This window comes from Sanguibacter suarezii NBRC 16159 (genome assembly GCF_001552735.1).
Classification (GTDB): Bacteria; Actinomycetota; Actinomycetes; order Actinomycetales; family Cellulomonadaceae; genus Sanguibacter; species Sanguibacter suarezii.
Window position 1 is genome coordinate 1 of sequence record NZ_BCRT01000006.1, and the last position, 22,514, is coordinate 22,514.

The window sequence follows — 22,514 nt, forward strand, 5'->3', positions numbered from 1 at the left end:
CCCGCCTGCGGATCGGCTCGTGTCGACCCTCCGAGCGCACCTGAGCCCCGCACCACCCGCACGCACCACCGCACTCACCGCGCACCACCCACAGCGCGCACCCACGCATCCTCAGCGCCGGACCACCGGCTGAGCCCGCACGGCTCGACCCACACTTCACGGAAAGAAGGCCAGCCATGTCTGCCCTCCGTTCGCCCCTGACCGCCCTCCTGCTCGTCTCGACCGTCGCAGCCCTGTCCGCCTGCTCGGCCGGCGGCGCCGCGACCGCCGAGACCGACGAGGGGTTGACCCCGGTCACCTTCGTCCTGGACTGGACGCCCAACACCAACCACACGGGCATCTACATCGCCCAGGAGAAGGGCTACTTCGCCGACCACGGGCTCGACGTGACGATCATCCAGCCGCCCGAGGACGGCGCTGAGGCGCTCGTGGGAGCCGGCAAGGCCGAGTTCGGGGTGTCCTTCCAGGAGACCGTCACCCAGGCCCGCGCCCAGGACGTCCCGATCGTGTCGATCGCCGCGGTGATCGCCCACAACACCTCCGGCTTCGCGTCCCCGGTGGACCGCGGCATCACCGAGCCGGCCCAGTACGAGGACCACACCTACGGCGGCTGGGGCTCCCCGATCGAGGCCGCCATCCTCGACGCCCTCGTCGAGGCCGACGGCGGTGACCCCGCCCAGGTGAAGAACATCAACATCGGCTCCACGAGCGTGCTGCAGGCCTTCCGCCGCGACATCGACCTCGGCTGGGTCTTCGAAGGGTGGGACGTGCCGCTGGCCACGGCCCAGGGCACCGAGCTCAACGTCCAGCTCGTGCGTGACTACGACGAGGCCCTGGACTACTACACCCCGGTGCTGATCGCCAACGAGTCGCTCATCGCCGAGGACCCCGAGACCGTGCAGGCCTTCGTCGACGCCGCGCGCGCCGGCTACGAGGACGCCATCGCCGACCCCGACGCCGCAGCGCAGACCCTGCTCGACGCCGTCCCCGACCTCGACGCCGACCAGGTCCGCGCCTCCCAGACCTACCTCGCAGCGGAGTACCAGTCCGACTCCCCGGTCTGGGGCCACCAGCGCGAGGAGGTCTGGGCGAGCTTCACCGCATGGCTGACCGAGCACGAGATCATCGAGCCCGGCTTCGACTACGCCGCCGCGTACACCAACCAGTTCGCCGAGGGCGCGTCCGCCGGGAGCAGCGAGAAGTGACCGGGTCCAACCTCGCCCAGGGCGCCCCCGCGCCCGCCGCACCGACGCCGCCCAGCCCGCGCCCGACGTCGGGCAGCTCCCGCGCCTCGCGGGGATCGCGCCCGGCCCGCCCGGGCGGGCGCCGCCTGCGCGCGGTGCTCGCCCCGGCCCTGGCCGTCGTCGTGCTCCTCGCGGTGTGGGAGGTCGCGGTCCGCGTCTTCGCCATCGAGGCGTGGATGCTGCCCGGGCCGGTCGCGATCGCCCAGGAGTGGGTGGACCAGAGCGCCGGGCTGTGGGACGACATCCTCACGACGACCTCGCTCACCCTCATCGGCTTCGCCGCCGGGTCGCTGCTCGGGCTGGCCATCGCCGGGCTGCTGCACCACGTCGAGCCGCTCAAGCAGGCCCTGTACCCGCTGCTCATCATCAGCCAGAACGTGCCGACCATCGCGCTCGCGCCGCTGCTGGTCATCTGGTTCGGCTTCGGGCTGACGCCCAAGCTCGTCGTCATCGTGCTCGTGACGTTCTTCCCCGTGGCCGTGGCCGCGATGGACGGGCTGCGCGGAGCGGACCCGATGATGCGCGACTACCTGCGGATGTCCGGGGCCACCCGGTCCCAGGTGTTCTGGAAGCTCGAGGTGCCGTGGTCGCTGCCGTCGGTGTTCTCCGGGCTGAAGATCGCCGCGACCTACGCGGTGATGGGCGCCGTCATCGGGGAGTGGGTCGGCTCCGACAAGGGGATCGGGCACTACATGCTGCTGCAGAAGTCGGCCTTCCGAGCCGACCGGGTCTTCGTGTCCATCTGCATCATCGTCGTGCTCAGCCTCACCCTGTTCGCCGTGATCGCTCTGGTCGAGCGCCGCGTCACCCGCTGGAGGATCCGTGACCGTTGACCCGCGCCTCACCCTGACCGACGTCAGCGTGAGCTACCCCTCCCCGACCGGCCCCCTCTCCGTGCTCGACGGCGTGTCCCTGACCGTCGAGCCGGGGGAGTTCGTCTCGATCATCGGCCCGTCCGGGGCTGGCAAGAGCACGCTGCTGCACGTCGTCGGCGGTCTCGTGGTGCCACAGACCGGACGCGTCGTCCTCGACGACACCGACATCACCGGGACCGCCGGGCACATCTCCCACATGCCGCAGCAGCCGGCGCTGTTCCCGTGGCGCACGGTGCTGGACAACGTCCTGCTCGCCCAGGAGATCGCCGGCGAGCGCGGCCCCGACTCGACCGACCAGGCCCGCGCCTGGCTCGCGCGGATCGGCCTGGAGGCCTTCGCTGACTCCCTGCCGCACACCCTCTCCGGTGGCATGCAGCAGCGCGTGGCCTTCCTGCGCGCGCTGCTCTCCCCGCGGCCGTTCATGTGCCTGGACGAGCCGTTCAGCGCCCTGGACGCGCTCACCCGCTCGGACATGCAGCGCTGGCTGCTGCACCTGTGGGAGGAGACGCGCCGCTCGGTCCTGTTCATCACGCACAACATCGAAGAGGCGCTGCTGCTCTCCGACACCGTCTACGTGCTGTCAGCGCGCCCGGCCCGGGTGATCGAGAAGGTCGTCGTGCCCTTCGACCGCCCGCGTGAGGAGTCCGTCGTGGACTCCGCGGAGTTCGTCCGGCTGCGCCGCGACCTCACCTCCCTGCTGCGCGACGCCGGGGCTGCGGCGGGCACGCCGCGTCCTGTTCTGCCTGCTGCCGCTCTTCCTCCTACCGCTCTGCCTCCTGCCGCGCCCCTGGCCGGCGGCACACCGTCTTCCGTCTCGACCCCCCTGGAGATCTCATGACCGTCGCCCGGCTCATCCTCGGCTACTTCCACCCCTGGGCCAACGACGCCGGGTTTTACGCCGCGCGCACCCACGGGCACACCGAGGCTGCGGGGATCGACCTGCACATCGGTGTGGTCGACCCCGGTCGCGGGGACACCCTCGTGCACCTGGCCCGCGGGGAGGGCGACCTCGGCGTCGTCCCCACCAACCGGCTGCTCGCCGCCCGTGCCCGCGGTCAGCGTGTCGTCGCGGTCGCCACGATCAACCAGACCGGTCTGGAGACCATCCACTCCCTCGGCTCCTTGGGCATCACCCGCCCGCGTGACCTCGCCGGGCGGCGCGTGGCGCTCAACCCCACCCCGCGCGGACTGGCCATGGTCCGCCACCTCGTCGCGGCCGACGGCGGTGACCCGGACGCGGTCGTCGTCGTCGACTCCGGCACGCGTGAGCTGCAGTCCCAGGACCTGCTGGACGGCTTCGCCGACGCCTACTTCGGGGCGTACTGGGCCTGGGACGAGCTCTTCGACCCCTACACCGGGACGGACCGGCTGAGCTGGCCGGTCAAGGACCACGGCGCACCGGCCTTCCCGTCCTACGTGCTGGTGGCCCGCGAGGAGTGGGCCGAGGCCAACGGCGACGCGCTGCGCGCGCTGCTCGGTGCCGCTGAGCAGGGCTTCCGTCACGCGGCCGGGGACGCGGACGCTGCCGCGGAGTTCGACCGGGTCACCCCGTACTTCTCCCGCGAGGCGATCCGCCGGTCCTTCGAGCTCATCGCGCCCACGTGGTTCGCGGGCGATGCCTGGGGCGTCATCGACGACGACGTCATCGCGTCCTACGCGCACTGGCTCGTCGACAACGGCGCCATCCCGAGCCTGGACGGGCTGCCGGGGGCGACGACGTCGGCCTACCTGCCCGAGGGGCAGCCCGCGGGCGTGGGTCGATGACCGCCCGGCCACTCGTCGACGCGGCCTGGCTCGCGGCCCGCCTCGACGACCCGACCCTGGTGCTCCTCGACGTCACGGTCGACCTCCCCCGCCCCCTGCACGACGGCGACCACCGGTCCGCGAGCGGGCGTCCCGGGTGGGCCGCGGCCCACATCCCCGTCTCCCAGCACCTCGACCTGCTGCACGACTTCGCCGACCCGGAGGGGACCTTCCACTTCGCCCACCCGCCGGTGGACCACGCCCGTGGGGTGCTCAGCGGCCTGGGCATCAGTGACGGGAGCACGGTGGTGCTCTACGACAGCGCCGACGGGTTCTGGTCGGCACGGGCCTGGTGGTCGCTGCGCGGGCTGGGGCTGCACGCGCTGGTTCTCGACGGCGGGCTGACCGCCTGGCAGGGCGCCGGGCACCCGGTGCAGACGGCCGACGCCGCTGGTTCCGTCCCGGGGCAGCAGGCCACGACCGGCTCCCCGGTCGGAGCAGCGGGCGACAGGACGGTCTCTGGCGAGGTGTCGGGCGACGTGGCGCCGGGCGGTTCGCTCACCCTTGTCGAGGACCCCTCGGTGTGGGCTTCGCGCGAGGACGTCCTCGATATCGTCGCCGGGCGTCGCTCCGCGGCACTGGTGTGCGCCCTGGGCGCCGACCAGTTCACCGGCGAGGCGACCACCCGGTACAGCCGGCGCGGCCACATCCCCACCTCGGTCAACCTCTCCGCCCGAGACCTGGCGCACGAGGCAGGCCGCCTGCTTCCCGCGCCGGTGCTGGCCCGCGTCGTCGGGCAGGCGCTGCCGGAGGAGGACGGCGAGGTCGTCCTGTACTGCGGCGGCGGTATCTCGGCGAGCTACGCCGCGCTAGGGCTGGTCAGCGCGGGCCGGACCCGGGTCCGCGTCTACGACGGCTCCCTGGAGGAGTGGAGCGCCGACCCCGACCTCCCCTTGGTGCTCCCCAGCACCTGACCCCCGCCCAACCCACTCCGGCCCGGCTCCCGCACCCGCCGGGCCGCCGAGGTCGTCTATTAGGTGCGAGGTCGTCTATCTGAATAGACGACCTCGGCCCTGATAGACGACCTCACCGGGCGGTGGGGCGGGGTGCGGGTGCGGGACGGAGGGGGAGACGGCGGTCCGGCTAGACCGCCGGAGGGGGAGACGGCGGTTCGGCTGGCCCGGTCCTTGCGGCTCTGCTCTGCGGTCAGCGGGTGAGGAGGTCGCGGAGGGCGGTGTTGACCTCGTCGGGGTGCGTCCACAGGAGACCGTGCGGTGCGCCCTCGACCTCGACGTAGGTCGCCTCCGGGAAGGACTGCTGGAAGGGGCGACCGGTGGAATCGATCGGCAGGATGCGGTCGGCTGTGCCGTGCAGGATGAGCGTGGGCAGCGCGGCCGAGCGTACTGCCACGACGTCTGCCCGGAAGTCGGTGAGCCAGGCCGGGACGACGGAGTACGCCGCGTCCGGAGCGCTTGCGGCAGCGGTGGCCCAGCTGGCACGCACGGCCTCGTCGCTGATCCGGGATCCGAGAGTCTCGTCGAGGTTGTAGAAGTCGGCGAAGAAGTTGGTGAACCACGCGAAGCGGTCGGCGCGGGCAGTGGTGGCGATGCCGTCGAAGACGGACTGCGGAACCCCTGTGGGGTTGTTGTCGGTCTGCAGCAAGAAGGGCTCGAGGGAGGCGAGGAAGCCAAGACGCCGCAGCCGTGAGGTGCCGAAGGTGGCGACGTAACGGGCCACCTCGCCGGTGCCCATGGAGAAACCGACGAGCGTGACGTCGTGCAGGTCGAGGGTCTCCAGCAGCGTGTTGAGGTCGGCCGCGTAGGTGTCGTAGTCGTAGCCGGTCGCGGGGTGGCTGGACCGCCCGAACCCGCGGCGGTCGTAGGCGATGACGCGGTGCCCGTCCTCGAGCAGAGCGCGGGTCTGACGCTCCCACGAGCGGCCGTCGAGCGGGTAGCCGTGGATGAGGACGACGGGTGCGGCGTCGAGGGGTCCGTGGTCTTCGTAGTAGATCTCGATGCTTGACGAGTTCTCGGCCCCGACGGTGACGAACGGCATGACGGTCTCCTGTCCACAAGGTGAGGAGAACGGTCGTTCTCCTCGATGTCGACTACACTAGAGAACGATCGTTCTCAGCGCAACTACCTGCTGATTCGTACCGAAGGATGAGATTCCCGTGACCGAGACAACCCTCCGCGACACCGTGGTCGCGACGGCTGACGACCTCTTCTACCGCCGGGGCATCCAAGCGGTGGGGATGGACGAGCTGCGCACCGAGGCCGGGGTGTCGCTCAAGCGCCTCTACCGGGAGTTCCCCTCCAAGGACGCCATCGTCCTGGCCGTCCTGGACCGCCGCACGCGCGGCTGGCGCCAGTGCCTCACCGCCCGGGTCGACGTCGCGACCACGCCGCAGGACAAGCTCCTCGCCATCTACGACTACATCATCGAGTGGACCGCTGAGGAGACCTTCCGGGGCTGCGGCTTCATCAACACCTTCGGTGAGCTCGGCTCGGTGAACCCGGACGTGGCTGAGGCCGTTCGCGCCCACAAGGAGGGCTTCGCCGAGTACGTCGCCGAGCTCACAGCGCAGGCAGGCCTGGACCCGGCGGTGGCGCCCCAGCTCGTGCTGCTCGCCGAAGGGGCCCAGACGATGGCCGCCATCTCCCCTGACGGGGCATGGGCCGCCGCAGCCCGCGACGCAGCGAAGGCCCTCATCGCCACGAGCCTGCGGCCGGCCTAGCTCTGCGACCCGGTGGGTCAGCGGGTGAGGAGGTCGCGGAGGGAGGCGTTGACCTCGTCGGCGTGGGTCCACAGCAGGCCGTGCGGGGCGCCCTCGACCTCGACGTAGATCGCCTCGAGGCAGGACTCGTGGAAGGGCCGCGCGGTCGAGTCGATCGGCAGGATCCGGTCCGCGGTGCCGTGCAGGATGAGCGTCGGCAGGCCGCAGGTGCTCACCGTCGAGATGTCCTCGCGGAAGTCCGTGAGCCACGTCGGGACCACCGCGTAGGCAGCGTCGGGTGCGCTCGCGGCGGCGACTGCCCAGCTGGCGCGGACGGCGTCCTCGCTGATCCTGGACCCGGAGGTCTCGTCGAGGTTGTAGAAGTCGGCGAAGAAGCTGGAGAACCACGCGAACCTGTCCTCGCGGGCGGTGGCGGCGATGCCGTCGAAGACGGACTGCGGGACGCCGGTGGGGTTGTTGTCGGTCTGCAGCAGGAAGGGCCCGAGGGAGGCGAGGAACCCGAGGCGCCTCAGGCGGCCCGTGCCGTGGGCGGACACGTAGCGGGCCACCTCGCCGGTGCCCATCGAGAAGCCGACGAGCGTCACGCCGGTCAGGTCGAGGGACGTGATGAGGACGTTGAGGTCAGCGGCGTAGGTGTCGTAGTCGTAGCCGGCCGCCGGGTGGCTCGACCGCCCGAACCCGCGCCGGTCGTAGGTGATGACGCGGTGACCGTCCTCGAGCAGCACGCGGGTCTGACGCTCCCAGGAGTTCCCGTCGAGCGGATAGCCATGGATGAGGACGACGGGTGGGGCGTCGACGGGGCCGTGGTCTTCGTAGTAGATCTCGATGGGTGCGGAGTTCTCGGTCCCGACGGTGACGAACGGCATGGTGGGCTCCTGTCCGGTAGACGGGAGGACGGTCGCCTCCCGGTATCCCCCACACAAGAGGTGGATCGTCCCCTTCGCAACCGCTGGGCTATCCGCCGCTGCCTGGACCGGTGAGACCGAGGTCCTGAGCGATGAGCGCCGCCTGCAGCCGCGACGTCACCTCCAGCTTCGCCAGCACCCGGGAGACGTGGGTCTTGGTGGTGGCCGGAGAGACGTAGAGGGTCTTGGAGATCTCGTGGTTGGACAGCCCTTGGGCCAGGGCGACAAGGACGTCGCGCTCGCGGGGCGTGAGCTGCTCGACGCCGGGGTGCCGCCGCAGCGGGGGCGCGGGGTAGCCCGGCGCCCCAGAGCCGGGTGCGGGAGCCAGGTCGGGGCTGGTGGGGCTGCTGACCCGCCCAGCGGTGTCGGCCTCGTCCGCGAAGGCCCGCAGCACCCGGCGGGTGACCTCAGGGGCGAGCACCCCGTCGCCCGCGGCGACGCGGCGCACGGCGTCGAGCAGCTCGCTCGGCTCGGCGGACTTGAGCAGGTAGCCGGCCGCGCCGGCGCGCAGCGCACCGCTGACGTAGTCGTCGAGATCGAAGGTGGTCAGGACGAGCACCTCGGCGAGACGCTCGGCGGTGATGGCGGCGGTCGCGGTGATGCCGTCGGTGCCGGGCATGCGCACGTCCATGAGCACGACGTCGGGGCGGTGCTCCCGGGCTGCGGCGACCGCCGCGGCGCCGTCCCCGACCTCCGCGACGACGTCGATGTCAGGCGCGGAGTCGAGCAGGTAGCGCAGACCGGTGCGGATGGCGGGGTGGTCGTCGGCGAGGATCACGCGGATCGCGGTCATGAGGGCTCCGAGAGAGGAAGGGAGGCGTGCACGGTCCAGAGGTGGCCGGTCTGCCCGGCGCGGAAGGTGCCGCCGAGGCCTTCGGCACGTTCCCGCATGGTTACGAGCCCGATCCCGGCGCTGACCAGCGGCTCTGCGGCCATGGGATGGGGCGCGGGATGGGACGCGGGATGCTCTGAGCCGAGCGCGGTCGGTGGACGGTGGGACGGGTGACCGGTGGGCAGGGGGTTGGTGACGGTCAGGGTGAGGGCGCTCGCGGTCGCATCGATGGTCACGACGACCTCGCCTGGGCCGCCGTGCTTGGCGGCGTTGGTCAGCGCTTCCTGGATGATGCGGAAGGCTGCCTGGTCGACGGCGGCGGGCAGCGGGGCGCCCGCGAGCGCGTCGGTCAGGAAGTCGCCGGTCAGGCTGTGCGCTGGGCTGTCCGCCGGGAGCGAGCGGTCACCAGCGTCAGCCGTCGTGACGACCACCTCGAGACCACCTGCGCGGTGGGCCTCGACCAGCGTCGCGAGGTCGGCCAGGCGGCCGGGGGAGGCCAGCGGCTCGTCGGGTGCGGACTCGTCGATCGCATCGCCGCGCAGCAGCACGATCATCGTGCGCATCTCCTGCAGGGCGGTCAGGCTCGTCGAGCGGACGAACTCGAGGGTCTCCCGCTCGCGCGGTGGCACGTCGGGCGAGGTGAGTGCCGCGCCCGTGCGGATGGCGACGGCGGAGACGTGCCCGGCGACGACGTCGTGCAGGTCGCGGGCCATGGCGCGCCGCTCGGCGAGGACCGCTTCGTGCCGGCGCAGGTCAGCGATGCGGACGAGGTCCGCTGCGCGGGCGCGGGCCAGGGTCTCGCGCTCGAAGGCCAGCGCAGCGAGGTCGGCCTTCTGCCGCACGTCGGCGGCCCACCACAGGGGAACCACGAGGATGGCCAGGCCCTGCAGCGCCCCGGCGATGACTGCCTGGAGGTCGCGGGAGCCGGTCACGCCCGAGCCGATCATGCTCGCCAGGACCCCGGCTCCGGCCACGACGACCAGGGCGCGCCGGGCGCGGGGCGTGGCGTAGAGCCCAGCCGAGTAGAGCAGGTCGACGAGGACGATGATGGACCCGATGCTGCCGCCCAGGAGCAGGTCCGCCGCGACGAGGACCGCGCCGCCGGAGACCGCGGCGATCGGGTGCTGACGCTTGATGAGCATGAGGGCGCAGCCGGCCGTCAGTGGCACGAGGTGCCACCAGCGGCTGAGGTCGCTGAGCGGGGCGTCGGCAGCGATCCCGGTGAGGTCGACGGCGAGCAGCAGCAGGCAGGCGAGGTAGGTGACGACGGCGGTCCGCACGTCTGACCGGCGCTCCGCCTGTCGGATCTCGGCGGGGGTCGCCGAGGGGTCCGGGGGCGCGGAGAGCCAGGGGCGGACGCCCGACGCCGTGGGTGCGGGCGATCCGGCGGGTGCGGGAGGTGCAGGAGGGTGACCAGGGCTCACACGACGATCTCACCACACCGCAGGGCCGCGGCGAGTCGCCCGAAGGATGTACGGGCTGGGAGCGCGCCGGTCGCGGAGATCGGTGCGATGGCTGACGACAGCACTGCGGGCTGCCGCCGAGGATCGAGGTATGAACGATCTGCTGACCGACAACCCCCTCGTGCTCCTCATCGCGGTGTGCGAGGTCGCGTTCTGGGTGGTGCTCGGCGCGGGCCTGCTGGCCCGCTATCCGCTGCGCCGGCGTCGGCTCGGTGCGGCGCTGCTGCTGTGCGTCCCGCTCGTCGACCTGGTGCTCGTCTCGGCGTCGTTGGCCGATGTTGCACGTGGAACATCGCCGGGCTTTGCGCACGGCCTGGCGGCGGTGTACCTGGGTTTCACGGTGGCCTTCGGTCACTCGCTGATGAGGTGGGCGGACGTGCGCTTCGCCCACCGGTTCGCGGGGGGACCGGCGCCGGTCAAGGCGCCGCGGGACGGCTGGGCTGCGGTGCCGCACGAGCTGCGTGAGTTCGGCAAGGCGGTGGTCGCTGCGGTCATTGCGGGTGTCGTCATCCTGGCGATGACCTTCGTCGACGGGTCCGGCATCCCGCCGGCGGAGGCGTGGGGGGAGGATCCCCTGTGGTCGTGGATGCTGCGGATCGGCGTGGTGCTGGCCTTCTGGTTCATCTTCGGCCCGATCTGGGCTCTCCTCGGCCCGGTGAAGAAGCCCGCCCCCGGATCGGGCTCCGGCCCTGGGCCTGCCGCCGCCCAGACGGACTCGCCTCCGCCCGGCCACCACAGCGCCCGGTGAGGTCGTCTATCAGGGCCGAGGTCGTCTGTTCAGATAGACGACCTCGGCCCCAATAGACGACCTCGCCGGAGGGGGAGGTGCCGGGGAGGGGGAGAGGGGCGGGTCAGGTGTTGCGACCTCGGAGCACTGCGCGCAGGCGTTCCTTGTTGACCACCGCGATGGCGCTCAGCGGGATACCTGCCGGGCACACGTCCGCGCACTCCCCGTAGGAGGAGCACGGACCGAAGTCGAGCTCCATCTCGGAGATCATCGCCCGCGCCCGCTTGCCGCGTTCGGCCTTCGTCGTCGGCAGCGCCGCGAGGTGAGCAAGCTTCGACCCGACGAACAGGTGCGCGGCGCCGTTCGGGCAGGCCGCAACGCAGGCGCCGCAGCCGATGCAGGCCGCGAAGTCGAGGGCCATCTCGGCCGCTGCGAAGTCCAGCGCGGCGGCGTCGGCGTCGGGCGCGGTGCCGGCGTTGATGGCGACGTGCCCGCCGGCGGTGATCACGCGGTCCAGCGCCGAGCGGTCCACGACGAGGTCGCGGATCACCGGGTAGGCGCCCGAGCGCAGCGGCTCGATGCGGATCCGCTGGCCCTCGGTGTAGCGGGCCAGGCGCTGGTGGCAGGACGGGGTGTTCGGCTGGGCGCCGTGCGGGCGGTCGTCGACCGTCACCCCGCAGGCTCCGCAGATCCCCTCGCGGCAGTCGGACTCGAAGGCCACCGGCTCCGCGCCGGTCTCCACGAGCTGCTCGTTGAGCCGGTCGAGCAGCTCGACGACGCTCATCTCCGGGGTCGCGTCGAGCACCTCGTAGGTCTCGAACCGGCCGGGCCCGGCCGGGTTGTCCTGGCGCCACACATCGAGGGTCAGCTTCATCGGTAGTTCCTCTTCTGCAGCGGGACGGCGTCGAAGGTCAGCGGCTCGTGGTGGCGCACGAAGGTCCCGTCGCCGGGCACCTCCCAGGCGGAGACGAAGGCCCACAGGTCGTCGTCGCGCGCGGCTTCACCATCGACGGAGTGCTCCCCGCGGAAGTGCGCACCGCAGGACTCCTCCCGGTCGAGGGCGTCGATGCACATGAGCTCGGCGAGCTCGAGGTAGTCGGCCACCCGGCCGGCCTTCTCCAGCTCCTGGTTGAGGTGGTCCCCGGTCCCGGCTACCCGCAGCTCGGCCCAGAACCGCCCGCGCAGCTCGCGGATCGAGGCGATCGCCGTGGTCAGCGTCTCCGCGGTGCGGTGCACCCCGCAGCCGGCGTAGAGGATGTCGCCGAGCAGGCGGTGGAAGTACGTGGGGCCGTGCTCGCCGTCGGCGGCGAGCAGTGCCTCGGTGCGCGTCTGCGCACGCTCGAGGGCCTCGAGAACGGCGGGTGCGTCGTCGGGCAGGCGGGGGGTGCCGAGCAAGGGGGCGAGGTAGTTGGGGATGGAGTAGGGGAGGGTGAACCACCCGTCCACGCAGGCCGAGAGCAGCGAGTTCGCGCCGAGGCGGTTGGCGCCGTGGTAGCCCCAGCCGGCCTCTCCGCCGACGAACAGCCCGGGGATGGAGGTCATCTGGTCGTAGTCGGACCACAGCCCGCCCATGGTGAAGTGTGCCCCGGGCGCGATGCGCATCGGCACGGTGTACGGGTCCTCGCCGGTCGCGTGGGTGTACATCTCGAAGAGGTTCCCGTAGCGCTCGGCGATCGTCTTCTTCCCCAGCCGCGCGATCGCGTCGCGGAAGTCGAGGTACACGCTGTTCTTCAACGGCCCGACGCCGCGGCCCGCCACGATCTGCTCGCTCGCGTTGCGCGAGGCGACGTCGCGCGGGGTGAGGTTGCCAAACGTCGGGTAGCGCCGCTCGAGGTAGTAGTCGCGCTCGTCCTCGGGGATGTCCCCGGGAGCGCGCTCGTCGCCGGGGGTGAGCGGCACCCAGATGCGCCCGTCGTTGCGCAGCGACTCGCTCATGAGGATCGTCTTGGACTGCCAGCGTGAGCTCACCGGCAGCGCGGTGGGGTGGAACTGGATGAAGGACGGCGAGGCGAAGTGCGCCCCGCGCTGGGCTGCGCGCCAGGCGGCGGAGGCGTTGGAGTTCTTGGCGAGGGTGGAGAAGTAGAAGACGTTCCCGTACCCGCCGGTGGCCAGCACGACGGCGTCGGCGGTGTGGGCGGTGATCTCGCCGGTGAGCAGGTTGCGCATGATGACGCCGCGGGCGCGGCCGTCCTCGACGATGAGGTCGAGCATCTCGTGGCGGGTGCGCAGGGTGATGCTTCCGGCGTCGACCTGGCGCAGGAGGGCCTGGGCGCTGGCGACCTGGAGCTGCTGGCCGGTTTGGCCGCGGGTGTAGTAGGTGCGTGAGACCTGCACGCCGCCGAAGGACCGGGTGGCCAGCGCGCCGCCGTACTCGCGGGCGAAGGGCGCGCCGATCGCGTTGAGGTGGTCGATGACCCGCACGGACTCCTCGCCGAGGCGGAAGGCGTCCGCCTCGCGGCCGCGGAAGTCCCCGCCCTTGACGGTGTCGGTGACGAAGCGCTCGATCGAGTCGTTGTCGACCTTGCGGGCCCGGGCGGCGTTGATGCCGCCCTGGGCGGCGACCGAGTGCGCCCGGCGCGGGGCGTCGTGATAGGTGAAGGAGTGCACGTCGTAGCCGAGCTCGCCGAGGGCCGCGGCGGCTCCCGACCCAGCCAGGCCGGTGCCCACGACAATGACCTTGAACTTGCGGCGGTTGGCGGGGTTGACCAGCTTGTAGGCGAGCTTGCGCCGGGCCCAGGCGGTGGCCGGGGGACCGTCAGGCACGTGGCCGTCGAGCTCCTCGCCGCGGGTGACGCCGGGGACGAGCGACTCGGGGGTGACGTGGGTGGCGGGAAGGTCGGTGGTGGTCATTTCACGACTCCGGTCAGCACGGCCACAGGGATGAGGATGTTGCCGAGCAGGATGGCCAGGGCCAGCGCGCCGCCGGCGGCGAAGGCCACCGCGCGGGTGCGCCGCCCGGTCATGCCGAGGTCGTGCACGACGGTGACCAGGCCGTGGGCCAGGTGCAGGAACAGGGTGAGCAGCGCGACGATGTAGAACGCCGCCGCGGCTGGGCGCTGGAAGCTCGCGACGAGGTTCTGGTAGGCGAAGGAGGCTTCTGTGGTGCCGGCCGTGTAGCTGGCCGGGGCGACGCCGGGGGTGCCCACGGTGAGGTCCAGCAGGTGGAAGACGATGAAGGCGAACAGCACGATCCCGGTGACGAGCATGTTCCGCCCGGCGAAGGTCTTGAGCGGCAGGCGCTTGCGGGGGACCCTGCCACGGGACCTGCGGGCGCGCTGCTTGAGCAGGACCGCGGCGACGACGTGGGCGACGAGGGAGATGCTCAGCACGACCCGCAGGATCCACAGCACGCCGTTCCACGGCAGGAAGGGTTCGAGGATCGTGTGCAGCCAGTGCGCGTACTCGTTGAAGTGCTCAGCCCCGGTGAACACCTTGAGGTTGCCGAACATGTGGACCAGCAGGAACAGCGCGAAGATCGTGCCGGTGACGGCCATGACCAGCTTGAGCACCCAGGACGGGACCGTGGGGGCTGTGCGGACGCGGGTGTCGGTGACCCGTCCGGCGGCCAGGGCCGCGGGCTCGGCGCCGGGGAGGGTGGCGCGGCCCTGCGGCGTCGGCTCCGGCGTCGGCGCGGTGGTGGTCGCGGCCTGCGGGCCGGGGCTGACTGGGGAAGGCATGGGCGTCCCTGGGTAGCTGCGTGTGACGCAGTGTGGTGCGCGTCACATGGAGCGTAGGGGTGAGAAATGCGGCGCCACTAGGACTTCCATCCCGGGGTGGTGTCAGAAAACCGGGTGGTGTCAGATCATCTGCCGGGTCGTGAGAGTGCCTCGCACGGCCTCACCCCTTGTGCTGGGCTCGGTAGTTCGTGGGGTTGAGGCCGTGCAGGCGTCGGAACTGTCGTGAGAAGTAGAGCGGGTCGCTGTACCCGACCAGCGCCGCGACCTCGCTGATGGTCAAGGTCGTGGTGTCCAGCAGGGACCGGGCGCGAGCCATCTTGAGCGAGATGTGGAAGGCGGTGACCCCGCCGCCGGTGGTGCGGCGGAAGAGGGCACTGAGGTGGGACGGAGAGAGGTTGACCAGGGCGGCCAGCTCTGACACCTGCACCGAGGAGTCGATCCGCTGACCGAGATAGCGGATGGCGCGCTCGACCGGTGTGTCCGTCTCGGGCAGCACCCGGTCGACGGCGATCTGCGCGATGAGGTGCCAGGCGATGCCGGTCGCCGCCAACAGGTGGGCGGGCGTCTGGCCCTGCTCGAGGGTGGCGATGAGCTCGTCGAACTGCGCGGTGACCCGGTCGAGGGAGCGCAGGGAGATGGGCGCGACGTGCTCGCTGCCCAGCGCCTCGGCGACGTCACGCAGGTCGGTGCCGCGGAAGTGGCACCACCAGATCGTCCATGGGTGCTCGGCGGAGCTGCCGTAGGAGTGCGGGGTGTGCGCGGGGATCAGCACGCAGGTCGATGCTCTGACGCTCACCCGTTCTCCGGCGACGTCCACCCATCCCCCGCCGGAGATGCAGAGCATGAGGATCGCCTCCGCCCCGCCCCGCGGGCGTGTGCGCAGATGGCCGCGGGCTGCAGGGAAGTACCCCGCGTCGGTGACCACGAGCCGGCGCGTGACAGCGCGCTGCGCAGCGGCCTCGACAGCAGGCCCCGGCACGACGCAGAGCCGCTGGTCCGCGAAGCCGTCCTTCCGCGCTTCGGTCACAGCGCTCCCGTCGTTTCGTCCATGCTGACCATCGGTCTGACCCTATGACACCCTCAGCCGGAAACCTAGCCTGGGGACATGACCGCAACGACGCCACGCAACGCAACGACGCCACGCAACGCAACGACGCCGCGCACGACACCGACGCGCATCACCCTCCCCGAACCCCCCGCGAGCGAACGCCTCCGCCTGGAGCAGGGCGGTGTGGCCTGCTGGGTCGAGGACGTGGACATCGCGACCTACGAGCCCGCGGCGCCGGACGAGTTCCCGATGTTCTTCGACCAGCGTGTCTACCAAGGCTCCGACGGCCGGATCTACCCGCTGCCCTTCGTCGACAGCATCGCCCGCCAGCCGGTGGTGCGCCCGTGGCGGGCCGTCCACCTGGAGAACCGGTGGATCCGGCTCATGCTCCTGCCAGACCTCGGTGGCCGGATCCACATCGGTTACGACAAGACCCGCGACTACGACTTCCTCTACCGCAACAACGTCATCAAGCCGGCTCTGGTCGGGGTGGGCGGGCCGTGGATCTCCGGTGGTGTGGAGTTCAACTGGCCCCAGCACCACCGGCCCGGGACGTACCTGCCGATGGAGATCGAGATCGAGCGGTCCGACGACGGGTCGGTCACCGTGTGGCACGCCGACCTCGACCCGATGCAGCGGATGCGAGGCACCCACGGGGTGCGCCTGCGCCCCTCGGAGGCGTCGATCGAGGTCGCCGCGAGGCTGCACAACCGCACCGAGGAGCCGCAGACCTTCCTGTGGTGGGCCAACGTGGCGGCGGCCGCGCACGAGGACTACCAGGCGTTCTTCCCGACCGACGTCACCCACGTCGCTGACCACGCGCGCCGGGCGATCACCGCCTTCCCGGGCGCTGACCGTCCCTACTACGGGGTGGACTACCCGGCCCTGGCCGCCGAGCGTCCCGGCGCAGACCAGATCGACCGGTACTCCAGCATCCTGGTCCCCACGTCGTACATGGTCACCGACACCCAGGACGAGTTCTTCGGCGGGTACGACCACCGCGCCGGCGCGGGCTTTGTGCACTGGGCGGAGCGTGACATCGCCCCCGGCAAGAAGCAGTGGACCTGGGGCGACGGCGAGATCGGCCGGGCCTGGGACCGCCAGCTCACCGACGACGACGGCCCCTACGTCGAGCTCATGGCCGGTGTCTTCACCGACAACCAGCCCGACTTCAGCTACCTGGCGCCGGGGGAGACCCGCACCTTCAGCCAGTTCTGGTACCCGATCCAGGACATCGGCATCGTCCACCAGGCCAGCCGCGAGGCGGCGCTGTCCGTCGAGGTGGATTCGGGGCGCGGGCGGGTCGGCCTCAGCGTGGTGCGGGCGGCCCGGGTCCGCGTGCGGGTGCTGCACGACGGCGACGTCGTCCACGACCACGAGGTGGATGTCGCCCCTGGTCAGCCCTACCTCGGGGAGTTCGAGGTGCCGGGCGCCGCCACGCGTGCCGACGTCGTGGTCGAGGCCACCGAGCGGACCGAGAGCGCCGAGCCGACCGAGCCCACCGAGCCCACCGCAGACGACCGGCTCCTCGTCGCCTGGCAGGCGCATCCGGTGACGGACGTCGAGCCGTGGCTCGCCACCGCACCGCCCCTGCCCGAGGACATCACCGCGGTCGACGAGCTGCTCCTGACGGCCCAGCACCTTATTCAGTACCGCCACCCCTCGCGCTCCCCGCGCCCCTACCTCGAGCGGGTGCTGGCGATCGACGCGCAGGACTCCCGCGCCCACCTCGCCCTGGCCGAGCTCGACCACGGCGTGGGCCGCTACGACCAGGCGATGGAGCACCTCGACGCCGCTGCGGCGCGCATCACCCACCGCAACCTCAACCCGCGCACGGGAGACCTGCACTACCGCCGGGGCCTGACGCTGGAGCGGCTGGGCCGCCGCGCGGACGCCGCGGCGGCCTTCGTCAAGGCCACCTGGGATGCGGCCTTCGCCGTGGCGGGCCGGCTCGGCGCCGCCCGCATCTCGCTGCTCGACGGCGACGCCGCGGTCGCGCTGGCCCACCTCGACCAGGCCGTGGCGATCGACGGGCACAACCCGACCGCCCGTGCCCTGCGCGTGCTGGCCCTGCGCCGTCTTGGCGAGGAGGACACGGCGGACCGGGCCTTGCAGGAGGCTCTGGCCGCCGATCCGCTCGATCCGCTGCTGCGCGCCGTCGACGGGTCCTTCGAGACGGCCGACAGCACGGCCTATCTCACGATCGCTCACGAGCTCACGCGAGTTGGCGAGCACGACCTCGCCGTGGAGTGGGCTGATCGCGCGATCACCGCGGGCGCGTCCGTCTTCGGCAATCCCGGGCCGGTGGCGCACTATCTGCGAGCGCGGATCCACGCCGAGCGCGGGGACCACGAGGCCGCCGCCCGGGAGATCCGGTACGCCGGAGCCGTGGACCGGCGGTACGCCTTCCCGGCCGGGCTGGACGACCTGGACGTGCTCACCTGGGCCTGCGGCCAGGGGGAGGCGGAGACCGGGAGGGACCGCACGGCGCTGGGCCTGCTGGGGAGCCTGCTGATGGGTGCTCGTCGCACCGAGGACGCGCGGATCGTCCTGGTCGAGGCCGTGGACGCCGGCAGCCGTGACCCCGTTGTGCTGCGCAACGCGGCGATCGCCGTGGTGAACACGATGGGTGACCTCGAGGTCGCGGACGGTTACCTGGAGACGGCGATCGCGACCGTGGGTCCGCTGGGGCGTCTGGTGTTCGAGCGCGACCAGCTCGCGCGGCTGCGCGGTCTGGGTAGCGCCCAGCGTCTGTCTGACCTTGAGGGATCGGGTTGCGACCTCCTCGAGCGAGACGACCTGACCATCGCCTATCTCGGTCTGCTGCTGGACGTCGATCGTGTCGAGGAGGCGATGACCATCCTGGAGACCCGCGAGTTCCAGCCCTTCGAAGGTGGCGAAGGCAAGGTCATCGCGGCCTTCGACCGCGCGAGCATCGCGGCCTCGGCCCTCCTGCTGGCCTCCGACCCACGCGCCGCGGCGCAGCTGCTCGATGCCGGGACGACCACGCCGCTCAACCTCGGTGAAGGCCGCCACCCGGGTGACCCGCAGGCGGCCCGGCTCGTCGCCGCCGGGGACGCGCACGCCGCCGCGGGGGACCTGGTGACCGCCGCGTCCCGGTGGCGCCAGGCCCGCGACGGAGGTGGCGTGCACGCCGTCGACCCGCGCCCGGCCCGCCAGGACGACTTCTGGATCGGGTTGGCGCACTGCCGGTTGGGTGAGCTCGCGGCGGCGTCCCGCGTCTGGGCCGCTCTGGAGGAGACGGCGGACGCGCTGGAGCGAGCGCCCATGGCACCCGACTACTTCGCGACCTCCCTGCCGGAGATGCTGGTGTTCTCGGTCGAGGACCGGGTGGGCAGGCAGCGTGAGGTCGACGCGCTGCGCACCGCGGCCACCGCCGGACGAGCGCTGCAGGCGCTGTCGAGCGAGGATGCCCGATGACCGCGTCCCTGCGACCAGCACAGATGCTGCACGATGGTGCACGTCCGACCGACATCGATCAAGGAGTTCAGGTGCTGCGCGACGACCCCACCCTGCGTGAGGATCCCACCCTGCGTGAGGACCCCACCCTGCGGGTGAGCCACCAGCCGTGGGAGGCGCCCGCCGTGACTGCGGCGATGACCAGCGCGCAGGACGCGAGCCCGCGCCTGGCGGTCACCTCCCACGCCATCGTGCGGGACGGCGTCGGGTGGGTCCCGGTCTCCGGGGAGATCCACTACTCCCGGGTGCCGCGCTCGCGGTGGCGTGAACGCCTGCAGCTCATGAAGGCGGGCGGCATCGACGTGGTGTCCACCTACCTCATCTGGATCCACCACCAGCCCTCACCTGGCCCGGCGCGCTTCGACGGCAACCTCGACGTCGCGGCCTTCGTGCGGTTGTGCCAGGAGCTGGACCTCGACGTCGTCCTGCGCATCGGCCCGTGGTGCCACGGCGAGGTGCGCAACGGCGGGTTCCCCGACTGGGTGCAGGGTGCCCCCGTCGCTCACCGGACCGACGAGCCGGCGTACCTGGCGCTGGTCCAGCCCTGGTTCGACGCCCTCGGCGAGCAGGTCGCCGCCCTCTGCGGACCAGACGGACCCGTGGTGGGCATCCAGGTGGAGAACGAGCTGTACGACCAGCCCGGCCACCTGCGCACCCTCAAGCAGATGGCCCGGGCTGCTGGTCTGCGAGCCCCCCTGTGGACGGCGACGGCCTGGGGCGGGGCGCAGCTGCCGCCGGAGGAGTTCTTCCCGCTGTACTCCGGGTACGGCGACGGGTTCTGGGTGGACGCCGAGGCGGCGTGGGAGCCCACCTTCCGCTCGCACTTCTTCTTCTCCCACGAGTGGGACGACCCGGGCGTCGGGGCGGACGTCCGGGGTGTCACGGCGGGCGAGATCGAGACCGCTCCTCGGGATGCCTCCTTCCCGCCGGCGACCTGCGAGCTGGGCGGTGGGATGGCCACGACCTACCACCGCCGGCCGGTCCCCACCGCAGCGGACATCGCGGCGGTCGGCAACGCCAAGATCGGCAGCGGCTCGGCCTGGCAGGGCTATTACATGTACGCGGGCGGGATCAACCCCGGCGGGGAGTTCCAGGAGTCGCACGTCACCGGGTACCCCAACGACCTGCCGCGCTTCGACTACGACTTCCACGCCGCGGTCGGAGCCGCCGGCCAGCTCAACCCCAGCCACGCCGCGCTGCGCCGCCAGCACGCCTTCTTGCGTGCCTTCGGCCCTCAGCTCGCGGACATGCCATCGAGCCTGCCCGACGTACTGCCCCAGGGCGTCGAGGACTCCGCGACCCTGCGCTGGGCCATCCGCAGCGACGGGACCAGCGGGTTCGTCGTCATCGGGTGGCATCAACCGCACGTGCCGCTGCCTGACCTGCCCGGGGTGCGCCTCGAGCTCGACCTGGTGGACCACACCCGGCGGATCGGTCCGGTCGACGTGCCCGCCGGGTCCATCGCGCGGTGGCCCTTCGGCCTGCGCCTGGGCGGGGTCACCGTGGGGTGGGCGACGGCCTCCGCGCTGACCCTCCTGGACGAGACGACCCTCGTGCTCGTCGCCGAGGCCGGGGTCCACGCGGACATCAGCATCGACGGTCAGGCCGTCGTGCGCGGCGGCACCGAGATCGCGCCCGGCGTGCACCGGGTGGACCGGGAGGCCGGTGGCGTCCTGGAGGTCGAGGCGGCCGGCTCGCGTGCCACCGTCGTCGTGATCGGCTCGCGCGACGCCGACCGGGCGTGGGTGCTGGACACCCCCGCCGGCCGGGTGCTCGCCCTCTCGCAGGCTCCGCTGTGGGCCGAGGGTGACGCCCTCGTCTCCCGCGCGGCGGCCGCCCCGCACGTGCAGATCTACCGCGACGGCTGGCGCACCCTGGACCTCGTGCCCGACGCCGACGCCGCGCCGCAGCCCGCGACCCGGCTCACCACGACGCTCGAGCGCGCCGCAGGCGAGGTGCCCGCGGGGTACGGCGCCTCCCAGGGGCGGGCCTCCGCCCCGGACTCCACCACCCTCACGGACCTCGCGGCGCACTTCCAGGTCGCGACCGTCGCAGAGCAGTCCGGTGAGGGCGACCACCGGATCCTCCGCGTCACCTGGGCCGGGGACGTGGCCCAGCTCCTGGTCGACGACGAGGTGGTCGGCGACCGCTTCTGGGACGGGACGCCGTGGGACATCGACCTCGACGTCCTGCCGGGTGCGGAGGGTGCGCGGGTGAGCCTGCGCATCCTGCCGCTGCACCCCGACGCGGCAGTCTGGCTCCCGGCGGACGCCATGGGCCGCCGGCGCGCCACCCAAGGGCCGCTGTGCGCGCTGGACAGCGTCACCCTCACCCGCACGACGCTGTGGCGGGCCCCCACCCCCTCCGAGGAGACGACCGCATGACCAGCCAGGACCTTCCCCGCACCTCCGCCGCCGCGCCCGTCATGGTCACCGCGCAGACCGTCACCGGACCGGTGAACCAGCGCCCTCCGGGCATCCCCGCGCACCTTCCCGACCGGCTGGCGATCACGCTGTGGGACTTCTCCTGGTACGTGCGCACCGGCCCCGGTGAACCCTTCGAAGACCTCGACGTGGCCTTCGCCCGGGCCCGGGAGCTCGGCTACAACGCGGTCCGCATCTGTGCCATGCCCTTCCTCCTGTTCGCCTCCGGCCTGGACACCTCGGCGCTGCGCCTGGGGCCGATCGGCGGCGGCTACGCCTCCCGCGTGCGGTGGTACGACGTCGGGCAGCACACGGTGATCAACGCCCAGGCGCACCTGCTGGACTTCTTCCGCGCCGCGCAGCGGCACGGGATGCTCGTCATCGCCTCGTCCTGGGAGTACCAGCAGAGCCCGGCCTTCGCCGCCGAGCGGGACTGGCACGACGCCCTGCAGGCGGTCGACCCGGAGGAACGCCTCATCGTCCTCGGGGAGGCGATGGCCGACCTCGTCGACCTGCTCGTCGCCCACGACCTCGACCAGACCCTCGCCTTCGTCGAGCTGCACAACGAGGTCCAGGCCGGTCACCTCACCGCGGGCCTGCCCGGCGTCGAGGACGTCGTGGTCGAGCTGCGCGACCGCCTCGAGGCGGGGCACGCGGTCTTCGCCAGCCGCCACCCCGGCGTGCTGTGCGGGGTCAACTACGCCGCAGTCCCGGTGACGGCGATGCGCGGGGTGCCGCGCAACGCGGGGGCGCTCGTGGTCCACCCCTACGTCTATGGCGTCCTGGACGACCTGGTCGAGGAGTTCGCCCTGCGCGGGGACCCGGCGGACTTCCCCCAGGCCCGGGCCGACGCCGAGCTGCTGCGCCCCGGAGCCCCGCGCCTGCGCGAGTGGGCACCACCGGCCGACGAGGCGTGGAAGCAGGAGGCGTCGATCGTCGGGCTCGCGGAGATCTACGTCCACGACTGGTGCGACCCGGTCGCGGTGGACCGCTGGCTCTACGACCGCTACGGCGCCCACCGGATCGCCATGGCGAACCGGCTCCGCGAATGGATCGGGGTGGCAGCCGACCACGCGGACCGCCTGGGCATCCCGCTCGTGCTCGGGGAGGGGTGGGTGGGCTACACCCCGCGCGACTGCCGCTTCGAGGAGGGGCCGGTCGGGGCGCAGATCTGCCGCGACGCCGTCCACCTGTCCGCCCAGGTGGGTGCCTGGGGCTCGGTCGTGTGCTCCAACGCGGCGCCCCACCACGCGATGTGGGCGGACGCTGACCTGCAGCAGGAGTGCACGGCGGTGCTGCTCGGGGCGCCCTGAGAGGGAGTGTCCTAATGTCTCTATTCTTAGGACACATGTCGTAGGAT

The 22,514-nt window shown here is 72.1% G+C and carries 18 protein-coding genes; 10 read left to right on the forward strand and 8 right to left on the reverse strand.

The features are described from left to right. Positions 1-176 precede the first annotated feature (176 nt). Genes SS2_RS02605 through SS2_RS02625 form a run of 5 tightly spaced genes read left to right on the forward strand, consistent with a single transcriptional unit; the run spans position 177 to position 4,836 of the window. Positions 177-1,205: an ABC transporter substrate-binding protein gene (locus SS2_RS02605; protein ID WP_066460834.1), complete on the forward strand. Its 1,029-nt coding sequence runs from the start codon at positions 177-179 to the stop codon at positions 1,203-1,205. Further along, positions 1,202-2,077, forward strand: coding sequence for an ABC transporter permease (locus SS2_RS02610; RefSeq protein ID WP_217995559.1), 876 nt, complete (start codon positions 1,202-1,204; stop codon positions 2,075-2,077). Before SS2_RS02605 ends, SS2_RS02610 begins: the two co-directional genes overlap by 4 nt. Next, a complete protein-coding gene (locus SS2_RS02615) occupies positions 2,067-2,957 on the forward strand; it encodes an ABC transporter ATP-binding protein (protein WP_083941592.1) in 891 nt (296 codons plus the stop codon). Before SS2_RS02610 ends, SS2_RS02615 begins: the two co-directional genes overlap by 11 nt. Beyond that, complete coding sequence (locus SS2_RS02620) at positions 2,954-3,883, forward strand: ABC transporter substrate-binding protein (protein ID WP_083941593.1); 930 nt, start codon at positions 2,954-2,956, stop codon at positions 3,881-3,883. The genes SS2_RS02615 and SS2_RS02620 overlap by 4 nt, the downstream gene beginning before the upstream one ends. Beyond that, on the forward strand, positions 3,880-4,836 hold the full coding sequence (locus SS2_RS02625; protein WP_066460835.1) for a sulfurtransferase: 957 nt from the start codon (positions 3,880-3,882) through the stop codon (positions 4,834-4,836). Before SS2_RS02620 ends, SS2_RS02625 begins: the two co-directional genes overlap by 4 nt. Before the next feature lie 232 nt (positions 4,837-5,068). Here SS2_RS02625 and SS2_RS02630 read toward each other — a convergent pair whose 3' ends face one another. Next, a complete protein-coding gene (locus SS2_RS02630; RefSeq protein ID WP_066460836.1) occupies positions 5,069-5,917 on the reverse strand; it encodes an alpha/beta fold hydrolase in 849 nt (282 codons plus the stop codon). Positions 5,918-6,035: 118 nt separating this feature from the next. Between SS2_RS02630 and SS2_RS02635 the strand changes: the two genes are divergently transcribed. Next, on the forward strand, positions 6,036-6,599 hold the full coding sequence (locus SS2_RS02635; RefSeq protein WP_066460837.1) for a TetR/AcrR family transcriptional regulator: 564 nt from the start codon (positions 6,036-6,038) through the stop codon (positions 6,597-6,599). A gap of 17 nt (positions 6,600-6,616) precedes the next feature. Here the strand turns inward: SS2_RS02635 and SS2_RS02640 are convergent, their stop codons facing one another. The 3 genes from SS2_RS02640 to SS2_RS02650 form a co-directional block, all read right to left on the reverse strand. Further along, positions 6,617-7,465 carry an alpha/beta fold hydrolase gene (locus SS2_RS02640; protein ID WP_066460838.1) on the reverse strand — a complete coding sequence of 283 codons (849 nt, stop codon included), beginning with the start codon at positions 7,463-7,465 and terminating at the stop codon, positions 6,617-6,619. A gap of 88 nt (positions 7,466-7,553) precedes the next feature. Continuing rightward, positions 7,554-8,297 (reverse strand): response regulator, encoded by a 744-nt coding sequence (locus SS2_RS02645; RefSeq protein ID WP_066460839.1) that lies wholly within the window; start codon positions 8,295-8,297, stop codon positions 7,554-7,556. Continuing rightward, positions 8,294-9,760, reverse strand: a complete 1,467-nt coding sequence (locus SS2_RS02650; RefSeq protein WP_157607163.1) for a sensor histidine kinase — start codon at positions 9,758-9,760, stop codon at positions 8,294-8,296. The genes SS2_RS02645 and SS2_RS02650 overlap by 4 nt, the downstream gene beginning before the upstream one ends. 130 nt (positions 9,761-9,890) lie before the next feature. Between SS2_RS02650 and SS2_RS02655 the strand changes: the two genes are divergently transcribed. Continuing rightward, positions 9,891-10,547: a hypothetical protein gene (locus SS2_RS02655; protein ID WP_066460841.1), complete on the forward strand. Its 657-nt coding sequence runs from the start codon at positions 9,891-9,893 to the stop codon at positions 10,545-10,547. 103 nt (positions 10,548-10,650) lie between these two features. Here the strand turns inward: SS2_RS02655 and SS2_RS02660 are convergent, their stop codons facing one another. The 4 genes from SS2_RS02660 to SS2_RS02675 form a co-directional block, all read right to left on the reverse strand. Beyond that, the gene (locus SS2_RS02660) at positions 10,651-11,400 is read right to left on the reverse strand and encodes a succinate dehydrogenase/fumarate reductase iron-sulfur subunit (protein WP_066460842.1); all 750 of its coding nucleotides are present in this window, start codon (positions 11,398-11,400) and stop codon (positions 10,651-10,653) included. Then, entirely contained in the window at positions 11,397-13,376 is a 1,980-nt protein-coding gene (locus SS2_RS02665; RefSeq protein WP_066460843.1) for a fumarate reductase/succinate dehydrogenase flavoprotein subunit, read from the reverse strand. The genes SS2_RS02660 and SS2_RS02665 overlap by 4 nt, the downstream gene beginning before the upstream one ends. Next, positions 13,373-14,203, reverse strand: a complete 831-nt coding sequence (locus SS2_RS02670; protein WP_245643305.1) for a succinate dehydrogenase cytochrome b subunit — start codon at positions 14,201-14,203, stop codon at positions 13,373-13,375. Before SS2_RS02670 ends, SS2_RS02665 begins: the two co-directional genes overlap by 4 nt. Before the next feature lie 160 nt (positions 14,204-14,363). Further along, the gene (locus SS2_RS02675) at positions 14,364-15,230 is read right to left on the reverse strand and encodes a helix-turn-helix domain-containing protein (RefSeq protein ID WP_066460844.1); all 867 of its coding nucleotides are present in this window, start codon (positions 15,228-15,230) and stop codon (positions 14,364-14,366) included. 78 nt (positions 15,231-15,308) lie between these two features. Between SS2_RS02675 and SS2_RS02680 the strand changes: the two genes are divergently transcribed. From SS2_RS02680 to SS2_RS02690, 3 genes are read left to right on the forward strand one after another with little or no spacing between them, the layout of a single operon-like run. Beyond that, positions 15,309-18,692, forward strand: a complete 3,384-nt coding sequence (locus SS2_RS02680) for a DUF5107 domain-containing protein (RefSeq protein ID WP_083941595.1) — start codon at positions 15,309-15,311, stop codon at positions 18,690-18,692. Next, entirely contained in the window at positions 18,689-21,115 is a 2,427-nt protein-coding gene (locus SS2_RS02685) for a beta-galactosidase (protein WP_245643307.1), read from the forward strand. The genes SS2_RS02680 and SS2_RS02685 overlap by 4 nt, the downstream gene beginning before the upstream one ends. Continuing rightward, on the forward strand, positions 21,112-22,467 hold the full coding sequence (locus SS2_RS02690; protein ID WP_245643309.1) for a cellulase-like family protein: 1,356 nt from the start codon (positions 21,112-21,114) through the stop codon (positions 22,465-22,467). The genes SS2_RS02685 and SS2_RS02690 overlap by 4 nt, the downstream gene beginning before the upstream one ends. The last annotated feature ends 47 nt before the right edge of the window (positions 22,468-22,514 follow it).

Bases quoted from the DNA above. Each gene is read 5' to 3' on its own strand.
- SS2_RS02685 (WP_245643307.1), top strand. From the start codon at position 18,689: ATGACCGCGTCCCTGCGACCAGCACAGATGCTGCACGATGGTGCACGT.
- SS2_RS02645 (WP_066460839.1), bottom strand. From the start codon at position 8,297: ATGACCGCGATCCGCGTGATCCTCGCCGACGACCACCCCGCCATCCGC.
- SS2_RS02665 (WP_066460843.1), bottom strand. From the start codon at position 13,376: ATGACCACCACCGACCTTCCCGCCACCCACGTCACCCCCGAGTCGCTC.
- SS2_RS02625 (WP_066460835.1), top strand. From the start codon at position 3,880: ATGACCGCCCGGCCACTCGTCGACGCGGCCTGGCTCGCGGCCCGCCTC.
- SS2_RS02680 (WP_083941595.1), top strand. From the start codon at position 15,309: ATGACCGCAACGACGCCACGCAACGCAACGACGCCACGCAACGCAACG.
- SS2_RS02670 (WP_245643305.1), bottom strand. From the start codon at position 14,203: ATGCCTTCCCCAGTCAGCCCCGGCCCGCAGGCCGCGACCACCACCGCG.
- SS2_RS02605 (WP_066460834.1), top strand. From the start codon at position 177: ATGTCTGCCCTCCGTTCGCCCCTGACCGCCCTCCTGCTCGTCTCGACC.
- SS2_RS02690 (WP_245643309.1), top strand. From the start codon at position 21,112: ATGACCAGCCAGGACCTTCCCCGCACCTCCGCCGCCGCGCCCGTCATG.
- SS2_RS02660 (WP_066460842.1), bottom strand. From the start codon at position 11,400: ATGAAGCTGACCCTCGATGTGTGGCGCCAGGACAACCCGGCCGGGCCC.
- SS2_RS02640 (WP_066460838.1), bottom strand. From the start codon at position 7,465: ATGCCGTTCGTCACCGTCGGGACCGAGAACTCCGCACCCATCGAGATC.
- SS2_RS02620 (WP_083941593.1), top strand. From the start codon at position 2,954: ATGACCGTCGCCCGGCTCATCCTCGGCTACTTCCACCCCTGGGCCAAC.
- SS2_RS02630 (WP_066460836.1), bottom strand. From the start codon at position 5,917: ATGCCGTTCGTCACCGTCGGGGCCGAGAACTCGTCAAGCATCGAGATC.
- SS2_RS02655 (WP_066460841.1), top strand. From the start codon at position 9,891: ATGAACGATCTGCTGACCGACAACCCCCTCGTGCTCCTCATCGCGGTG.